The organism is Rhizobium alarense (assembly GCF_021555155.1).
GTDB lineage: Bacteria > Pseudomonadota > Alphaproteobacteria > Rhizobiales > Rhizobiaceae > Rhizobium_D > Rhizobium_D alarense.
In genome coordinates this window covers 82,282-89,918 of the sequence record NZ_JAKGBU010000002.1, presented here as the reverse complement: position 1 = coordinate 89,918, position 7,637 = coordinate 82,282, and the positions used below count along the sequence as shown (strand labels likewise).

The window sequence follows — 7,637 nt, the reverse complement described above, 5'->3', positions numbered from 1 at the left end:
GACCGTCCGGTACCAGTTCGACACCAGCGGCAGGTCGGTCACGACGAGCCGGGAATGATCGATATGGGCCGGCATGTTGACGGCATGGTCCGGCGACGCGGTCGCGACGGCTTCGTTCATGATCGGGGTCTCCGCATGCGCACCGCCCGCGCCGGCGGCAACGAGCCCGGCGGTGGCCCCGAGAAAGCTGCGGCGGTCGATGGTCGGCATGGCGCTTGTCCTTGGCGTGCGGTTTCGGCGAAACCGCTGGCAGGGAAGACTATGGCGCAGGCTGGCCGTTCGAGAAAGCGCATCAGCCGGCGATTTACTGTCAACAAGACGTTGACAATGAATGCCGCACCGCGCGGCCGGCTTGCCAAGGCCGGCGGCTTGGGTCTACTGCTCGGCAATCCTTCATCCTTTCCGCAAGCCCACATGCTGATTCACGTTCATCTCGGCGCCCACAAGACCGGCACGAGTTTCCTGCAGAAAGTGCTGCGGGACAACCGGGCGGTGCTCGCGGCAAACGGCATCCTCGTGCCGGACCTTTCCGAGCTCAGGGCCGGCTTCACGCCGCGCTTCGACCGCGCCGTGCGGCTCGGCGGCGTCGCGGCGCGGCTGTCCGAGCCGCTGCTTGCGGCGCATCTCCGGCCGCTGATCCCGGCTGCCGGCGCCGCGCGGCTGGCGATCGTCTCCGACGAGAACCTCTCCGGCGTCATCAACGACAACACCAAGGGCCGCGGCCTCTACCCCGCCGCAGCGCTCCGGGCGAAGACGCTCGCCCACCTGCTCTCGGCGCACGAGGTGCACTGGTATGTCTGCATCCGGAATTATGCCGACTATCTGGTCTCGGCCTATCTGCAGGGCGCCTCGCGGCGGAAGATGCCGGATTTCGATGCCTATCTCGCAGACTGCATGCGCAGCGAACGCGGCTGGGCGGACTGGGTGCGCGACCTCGTCGATCTCGCCGGCCCCGACCGCGTGACGGTCTGGACCTACGAGCGCTTCCGCCGCAGCCCGCAGGCGATTTTCGACGCGATCGCGCCGAACAGCGGACTGTCCATCACCGAAGGCCTCGCATCGCTGCGCATCAACGCGTCGCTGACCGCCAAGGGCCAGACCGTCATGCGGCTGCTCGACGGCCACCTCTCCCCCGGCGAGCTGACGCGCATGGGCCGCATGCTCAAGCGCTTCACCTTCGATGCACCCGACGAGAAGCTCGCGGTCACCGATCCGGCGCTCCTCAGGACACTCGCCGAACGCTACCGGGCCGACCGCAAGGCGATCCGCGCCATGGGCTGCCGTTTCATCGACGTCCGCAAGAAGCCGGGCAGGAAGGCCGCGCGGGACACAGGTCGGACCATCCCCGGCGGTTGATCCGCGTCAAGGCACCACATTCTCCCCTTCGGCAAGGTTCGGCGATGTCGAACAGGAGAAGGCCCATGTACAGCAAGATCATCGTGCCGGTCGCCATGGACCAGATGGAGCGGGCGGAAACGACGCTGCGGCGCGCGAAGACGTTTTCGGCGCCCGGCGGCAAGATCATCCTTCTCAACGTCGTCGAGGACGTCCAGAGCTACATGGCGATCGACTTTCCCGCCGACTTCCTCGAGAACGAACGGGAGTTCGCCGTTGACCGGCTGACGGCGCTGCGCGACAAACAGGGTGTCGATGCGCTTGTCGAGGTGCGCTATGGCAGCGCGGCACGCGAGATCAACCGCGCCGCCGAGGAACACGGCGCCGACCTCGTCGTGATCGCCTCGCACCGGCCGGGAATCAGCAACTACTTCCTCGGCGCGACGGCGGACCGGGTCGTGCGCCACTGCCCCGTTTCGGTCCTCGTCGACCGCTAGGGTGCGGAGCCATTCAATTGATCCATTCTGTTCGTCACCATGGGATTGGATGGAAGCAAACGAGCGCAAGGCAAGGCCTTCAGCCTTGTCGAGCATTGTTTGCGATCAGACGGCCCATGGTGACGACCCCGAAGGGCGTGATGGATTTTGCGCCTGGACGGCGTCGGAAAGGTTTGAAAATGATCGGCATTTCCTGCACCTTTCCTCCTGGCCAGACACAAAATCCATCACGCAGAATCGACCAATTTAATGGGTCCGCGCCCTAGGCTCATTGCAAGACGATTTCTGGGGCAAGACGATTTCTGGGAAAGGAAGCACCATGCAGGACATCGCGCATTACAAGGACACGCTGACCGCCCGCAAACGCGAGCTCTATCGCCGGCTGAAGAAGATCGAGACCGACCTCGACGCACCGATGAACGCCGACAGCGCGGAGCGCGCGACCGAGCGCGAGAACGACGAGGTGCTGGAGCAGCTCGGCACGGTCGGGCTCGGCGAGCTTGAGGCCATCGAGGCGGCGCTCGACCGCATCGCGGCCGGCACCTTCGGCGCCTGCGCCAAATGCGGCGAACCGATCTCGCCCGAACGGCTGCGAGCCGTGCCGCATGCCGCCCTTTGCGAGGACTGCATCGCCCACTGAGCCGCAGCCCGGCGTCGCCCGTGACGACGGTTACGAAATGTGACCGCCTGTTCGGCGCCGGCGCCGCGCTGTCGACCGATTTGCCCTTGATGCTTCCGCCAGGAGACGGCACCGTCGTGCTGCGAGACGGAGGGCAGCGCATGGAGATCAGGGGCGTCAGGTGGAACTACGACCGGCAGGAGCTGATCGCCGACGGCGTCGTGCACGGCATCGGCGTCGTCTTCGCGCTGATCGGCGCGACCGCGCTCATCTTCTACGCCACCGTCTTCTCCTCGCACGGCCAGCTCGCCGCCGCCTGGATCTACGGTGTCGGCCTCGTGCTCGCGCTCGCCACCTCGTTTGCCTACAATCTGTGGCCGGTCTCGATCGTCAAATGGCACCTGCGGCGCTTCGACCATGCGGCGATCTTCGTGCTGATCGCCGCCACCTACACGCCCTTCCTCCAGCGCGGCTGGGAGGATCCGCTGCTTGCCGCCATGCTGGTCGGCATCTGGATCGCGGCCCTTGCCGGCGTGGCGGTGAAGTTCCTGCTGCCCGGCCGCTACGATCGCCTGGCGATCCTCATCTATCTCGCCATGGGCTGGAGCGGCGTCTTCGCCGCCGGCCCGCTCGTCACCCGGCTGTCGGCGACCACGGTGACGCTCATCGTCATCGGCGGCATCCTCTACTCGCTCGGCGTCATCTTCCACGTCCGGCAGACGTTGCGCTTCCAGAACGCGATCTGGCACGGTTTCGTGGTCGCGGCGGCGGCGGTGCATTATTCGGCGGTCGTCACCTGCCTGCGCGCCGCCGCGGTCGGCATGTGACGGGCGGGCCGGCGCCCTATCCCACCATCCCGGCGACGAGCGTGCCGACGGCGGCGAAGACCGCATCCAGCTGCTCGTCGGGCGCCGTCGTCTCGGCCATGTAGACGGCGATCAGGATCGGGTCGCGCCGTCCCGGCCAGGCGACCGCGATGTCGGCGGCGAGCGACGGACCGGTGCCGGTCCGGTCACCGACCCGCCAGGCCGGCGGCAGGCCGGCCCTCAGGCGGCGCCCGCCGGTCTCGTTTTCCACCATCCAGTCGACGAGGCGCATGCGCGAAGCGTCCGACAGCACCTCGCCGAGCGCCAGGCGGCCGAGGGTCGCGAGCATGGCCTCGGGGGTCGTCGTGTCGCGCGGATCCCCGGGGGTGACGCGGTTCAGCTCCGGTTCCGCCCGGTCGAGCCGCGTCTCGGTGTCGCCGGTGTCCCGAAGCCAGGCGGTGAAGGCCGCCGGGCCGCCGATGACGTCGAGCATGATGTTGCCGGCGGTGTTGTCGGAGTGGGTAACGGCGGCGCGGCAGATCTCGCCGAGCGTCATGCCCTCCCTGCCGGCATACCGCGCGGTGACGGGCGACTGCGGCACGAGCGCACCCTCCCCGTAGGCGATGCGCCGGTCGAGCCGTTCCCTGCCCTCGTCGACGCGGGCCAGCACGCAGGCCGCGGCGAGCGCCTTGAAGGTCGAGCCGAGCCCGAAACGCTCCCGCTCGCGACGGCCGAAGGCCACATTCGTCTGGGTATCGAAGACCGACACGCCGAGCCGCCCGCCGGTCTTCGCCTCAAGCGCCGCGAGCTCGTCGGAGACGTCCTCCTTGGCGTCGGTCGCGCCGGACGAGCGGGCCGTGAGCAGCAGCGGCGCGGCGGCGGCCGCGGACAGGATGAGGCTTCGGCGCGTTATCGGCTCGGGCATGGTCTTCTCCGTGTCTGATCGCGTCCCGCCCCCGGCAACGGGTAGGTCCGGAATATGGCCTCGATAGGGACGGCCCGGATTTCGCCGCCGATCGCCGGATCGGCGTGAATAAACCGTTGACAAGCGCGCGGATTCGGAGAATATCGCCGCCATGATCAAGAACGCCCCCATCGCCGCGACGTACTTTTGGCTGTTCCTCTAGGGAGCGGCTGTTCGATCATCATGACCAACAAGCCGCCGTCGGGCGGCTTTGTTGTTTCAAGAGGCACCTGACGGCAAGAGACCCCGAAGGAGCCCGACGTGAACACCGTCATCAAACTCGAAACGCCGCAGATCGACCGACCGCCGATGCTGACGATCCGTGCCGCCCGCGCCGGCGATCTCATGCAACTGATCGACATGATCGCGCTGCATGCGGAATGCCACGGCGAAAAGGCCCGGATCTCCGCCGCCGACCTCGACCGCGACCTGTTCGGCGCCAGTCCATGGGTCACCGCCCTCGTCGCGGAAGCCGGCGGACGGCTGATCGGCTACGCCCTGCTCGTGCCGATGTACCGCGCCGTGGAGGGCGTGCGCGGCATGGACCTCCACCAGATCTTCGTGCGCGAAGACCATCGCGGGACGGGCATCGGCCGCCATCTCGTCAACCGCGCCCGCGAACACGCACGGCTTTCGGGCTGCGGCTACCTCTCCGTCGGCGCCGCCACCGGCAATTTCGCCGCCCACCGCTTCTACGAACGCATGAGCTTCAAGGCTGGACCCGTGACCGGAATGCGCTACGTACAGGCTCTGGCGTAAGGAGGACGAGATGGCAAAACGGCTGGCGATCGGGCTGACGGAAGAATTCGCCGACTGGGAATGCGCGCTGCTGATGGCGGCGGCGCGCGACGACTGCGGCGTCGCGGTGACGGTGCTGACGCCGGGCGGCACCGGCGTCACGTCGATCGGCGGGCTCTCGGTCGCTTCGGCAGGACGGCTGGAGGAGGCTGCGCCCGAAAACTTCGACGCGCTGGTCCTGGCCGGCGGCAAGATCTGGCAGTCGCCGCAGGTTCCGGACCTCGAAGCGCCGATCCGCCGTTTCGTCGCGGCCGGAAAGCCGGTCGCCGCGATCTGCGACGCCACGCTGGAACTGGCACGCCTCGGCCTGCTCGACAGCCGCGCGCATACCAGCAACTTCGCCGGCATGCTGTCGCAATGGGCGCCGACCTATCACGGGGAAGCCCATTACCGCGACCAGCCGCGGGCCGTCAGCGACGGCGGCATCATCACCGCTTCGGGCGCCGCTCCCGTTTCGTTCGCCGCCGCCGTGCTCGCCGCCATCGGCGCCGACAGCCAGGACCTCAGGGACTACCTCAAGCTTTACGGCGACGAGCACCGCTGAGCGGGCGCGAAGCCTACCGTGCGGGGATCGCCTTCAGGTAGGCGGCGATCGCCTCGCGGTCGGCGGCGGGCAGCTTCGCCATGTTCTTCTGCACCTCGACCATGCTGCCGCCGACGGAATCGAATTCCGGCGTGAAGCCCGTCTCCAGGTAGCTGGCGATGTCGCCCTCGCTCCAGCCGCCGAGGCCACGCTCGCCGGGCGTGATGTTCGGGATGCGTCCCTCGCCTTCCGGGTTCGGCCCGCCGGCCAGCCACTGGTCGACCTTGAGCCCGCCGAGAAAATCGCGCGGCGTGTGACACTCGCCGCAATGGCCGGGGCCTTCGACGAGATACCGGCCGCGCGCCAGCGTCCCGTCCGCATCCGCCAGTTCGACGCGCGGCGCGTCGTTCAGATAGAGCAGTTTCCAGCCGCCGAGCGCGAGCCGGACGTTGAAGGGGAACGGCAGGTCGTGGCCGGGCGCGACATGGGTGCTGGCCGGCAGCGTCTTCAGGTAGCCGAAGAGATCGTTGACGTCCTTCGGCGTCATGCGCGCGTAGGACGCGTAGGGGAAGGACGGATAGAGATGTTCGCCGCGCCGGCCGACGCCGCGCGTCATGGCATTGCCGAACTCGGCGAGCGTCCAGCCGCCGATCCCCGCCTCCGCGTCCGGCGAGATGTTCGGCACGTGGAACGTGCCGAAGGGGCTTTTCAGCGCCCGCCCGCCGGCCAGCACGCGTTTCTGGTCGTCCGGCGCGCCCGGCGCCGCGTGACAGCTGACACAGCCGCCGGCGGAGAAGACCTGTTCGCCATTGGCGAGGTCGGGCTCGCCGAGCCCCTGCCAGGTCGCCGCCGGCAACGGCGCCGGGGCTGTCCCATAGACGAAGGCGCCCGCCGCCGCGGTGCCCAGAACCAGGATGGCGGCGAGCGCCCTCTTCAACCGCATGTCGTTTCCCCCGTCTGCCCGCATGGCCGCCGATGCCTGCACCCTGCCTCGAAACCCCGGCCGCGGCGCGGCAAGTCTGCCACGCCGCGGCATGGCCCGAAAGCCCCGCCGGCAGGGACGCCGGCGCGGCAGGTTCAATTGATTTCAGAAGGGTGCTGGAACCGGCCTACCGCTCACTTCTTGAGGCGGTAGACCTCATGACAGCCGCCGCAATTGGCGCCGATCGTCTGAAGCGCAGCGCCGACGCCCGCCTGATCCGCCGGCATCGCCGCCAGCAGCGTGTCGGCATCGGCGGCAAGCTTCGCGGCCTTGGCCTTGAAGTCGTCCATCATCTCCCAGATCTTCGGGCTCGCCTCGGACTCCGCGCCCGTCTCGGAGCCGGCCGGGAACTGCTCGGGGAAGGCCTTGCCGACCTCGCTGAACGTCGTCAGCGACGCCTGCACGACCGCGGCATCGAAGGGTTTTTCGCCCTTGGCGATGCCGGCGAGCGCGCCCGCGGCGCCACCCACCTGCTTCATCATCTGTTGGCGGACGGCCTGGGGCTCGTCGGCCGCCGCGACGACGCCGGCGCCAATGACCGCAAGTACGGCAGCGGCCGCGATGGTCTTCAGTCTCATTGATAACTCCCGATTGTTGACGGCCCGGACGCCGGGCGCCTCTGCAAGTGCGCCGGCATGATTGCATTTTGCGGAAGGCAGGGAAGTAACATTTGTTTGAAATCGTTCCAACAAGGCGATCCCGGTTCCGCCGGCGCAGCGCCCTCAGGCGCCGTTCCATCCCCGCAGCAGCGTGACGGCGGCGATCACGATCAGCAGCAGGCCGGCCGCCCGCCCGACGAGCTTCGTCGCCGCCGGGCTGCCGGTCAGAACCGCCCGGCTGCGGGCGGCGGCGAGCGCCAGCCCGCCATAGACCGCGAGCTGCGTCGCCCAGATCATCACCAGCATGATCAGCGCCTGGCGCCAGAGCGGACCGAATTCCGGCCGCAGGAACTGCGGGAAGACGGCCAGCATGAAGAGATAGGCTTTCGGGTTCATCAGGCTCGTCAGCGCCCCCTGGCGGAAGCGCGTCCAGAGCCCGCGCCGGTCGAGCGCATCGACCCGGTCGACGGTGATCGAGCTTTTGAGCAGCGTCCAGCCGATCCACGCGACATAG

Annotated in this window: 10 protein-coding genes and 1 pseudogene; 6 read left to right on the top strand and 5 right to left on the bottom strand. The window is 68.4% G+C overall.

Features of this window, described 5'->3' with window-relative positions:
• A pseudogene (locus tag LXM94_RS01200) lies at positions 1 to 210 on the bottom strand (VOC family protein); the annotation flags it as partial.
• A gap of 204 nt (positions 211 to 414) precedes the next feature.
• Between LXM94_RS01200 and LXM94_RS01195 the strand changes: the two are divergent.
• From LXM94_RS01195 to trhA, 4 genes are all read left to right on the top strand, one after another.
• Positions 415 to 1,356 carry a hypothetical protein gene (locus tag LXM94_RS01195; protein WP_235769317.1) on the top strand — a complete coding sequence of 314 codons (942 nt, stop codon included), beginning with the start codon at positions 415 to 417 and terminating at the stop codon, positions 1,354 to 1,356.
• A 65-nt stretch (positions 1,357 to 1,421) separates the two neighbouring features.
• On the top strand, positions 1,422 to 1,832 hold the full coding sequence (locus tag LXM94_RS01190; protein WP_235769316.1) for a universal stress protein: 411 nt from the start codon (positions 1,422 to 1,424) through the stop codon (positions 1,830 to 1,832).
• A gap of 319 nt (positions 1,833 to 2,151) precedes the next feature.
• Positions 2,152 to 2,472, top strand: coding sequence for a TraR/DksA family transcriptional regulator (locus LXM94_RS01185; RefSeq protein WP_235769315.1), 321 nt, complete (start codon positions 2,152 to 2,154; stop codon positions 2,470 to 2,472).
• Between the two features lie 140 nt (positions 2,473 to 2,612).
• Positions 2,613 to 3,278 (top strand): PAQR family membrane homeostasis protein TrhA, encoded by a 666-nt coding sequence (trhA, locus tag LXM94_RS01180; protein WP_235769314.1) that lies wholly within the window; start codon positions 2,613 to 2,615, stop codon positions 3,276 to 3,278.
• A gap of 16 nt (positions 3,279 to 3,294) precedes the next feature.
• Here trhA and bla read toward each other — a convergent pair whose 3' ends face one another.
• On the bottom strand, positions 3,295 to 4,182 hold the full coding sequence (gene bla, locus LXM94_RS01175; RefSeq protein ID WP_235769313.1) for a class A beta-lactamase: 888 nt from the start codon (positions 4,180 to 4,182) through the stop codon (positions 3,295 to 3,297).
• A gap of 348 nt (positions 4,183 to 4,530) precedes the next feature.
• On the opposite strand from bla, the gene LXM94_RS01170 reads away from it, so the two are divergent.
• Together LXM94_RS01170 and LXM94_RS01165 are read left to right on the top strand one after the other, a co-directional pair.
• A complete protein-coding gene (locus tag LXM94_RS01170; RefSeq protein WP_235769358.1) occupies positions 4,531 to 4,980 on the top strand; it encodes a GNAT family N-acetyltransferase in 450 nt (149 codons plus the stop codon).
• 10 nt (positions 4,981 to 4,990) lie between these two features.
• Entirely contained in the window at positions 4,991 to 5,563 is a 573-nt protein-coding gene (locus LXM94_RS01165; protein WP_235769312.1) for a DJ-1/PfpI family protein, read from the top strand.
• Positions 5,564 to 5,576: 13 nt separating this feature from the next.
• Here the strand turns inward: LXM94_RS01165 and LXM94_RS01160 are convergent, their stop codons facing one another.
• The 3 genes from LXM94_RS01160 to LXM94_RS01150 all read right to left on the bottom strand — a co-directional run.
• Complete coding sequence (locus LXM94_RS01160) at positions 5,577 to 6,485, bottom strand: cytochrome c (protein ID WP_235769311.1); 909 nt, start codon at positions 6,483 to 6,485, stop codon at positions 5,577 to 5,579.
• Positions 6,486 to 6,658: 173 nt separating this feature from the next.
• On the bottom strand, positions 6,659 to 7,102 hold the full coding sequence (locus LXM94_RS01155) for a cytochrome c (protein WP_235769310.1): 444 nt from the start codon (positions 7,100 to 7,102) through the stop codon (positions 6,659 to 6,661).
• A gap of 144 nt (positions 7,103 to 7,246) precedes the next feature.
• The coding region (locus LXM94_RS01150) for a LysE family translocator (RefSeq protein WP_235769309.1) at positions 7,247 to 7,637 on the bottom strand (391 nt) is incomplete at its 5' end.

Excerpts from the sequence above, each read along its gene's own strand:
- LXM94_RS01195 (WP_235769317.1), top strand. The coding sequence starts at position 415 with ATGCTGATTCACGTTCATCTCGGCGCCCACAAGACCGGCACGAGTTTC.
- LXM94_RS01190 (WP_235769316.1), top strand. The coding sequence starts at position 1,422 with ATGTACAGCAAGATCATCGTGCCGGTCGCCATGGACCAGATGGAGCGG.
- LXM94_RS01185 (WP_235769315.1), top strand. The coding sequence starts at position 2,152 with ATGCAGGACATCGCGCATTACAAGGACACGCTGACCGCCCGCAAACGC.
- trhA (WP_235769314.1), top strand. The coding sequence starts at position 2,613 with ATGGAGATCAGGGGCGTCAGGTGGAACTACGACCGGCAGGAGCTGATC.
- bla (WP_235769313.1), bottom strand. The coding sequence starts at position 4,182 with ATGCCCGAGCCGATAACGCGCCGAAGCCTCATCCTGTCCGCGGCCGCC.
- LXM94_RS01170 (WP_235769358.1), top strand. The coding sequence starts at position 4,531 with ATGCTGACGATCCGTGCCGCCCGCGCCGGCGATCTCATGCAACTGATC.
- LXM94_RS01165 (WP_235769312.1), top strand. The coding sequence starts at position 4,991 with ATGGCAAAACGGCTGGCGATCGGGCTGACGGAAGAATTCGCCGACTGG.
- LXM94_RS01160 (WP_235769311.1), bottom strand. The coding sequence starts at position 6,485 with ATGCGGTTGAAGAGGGCGCTCGCCGCCATCCTGGTTCTGGGCACCGCG.
- LXM94_RS01155 (WP_235769310.1), bottom strand. The coding sequence starts at position 7,102 with ATGAGACTGAAGACCATCGCGGCCGCTGCCGTACTTGCGGTCATTGGC.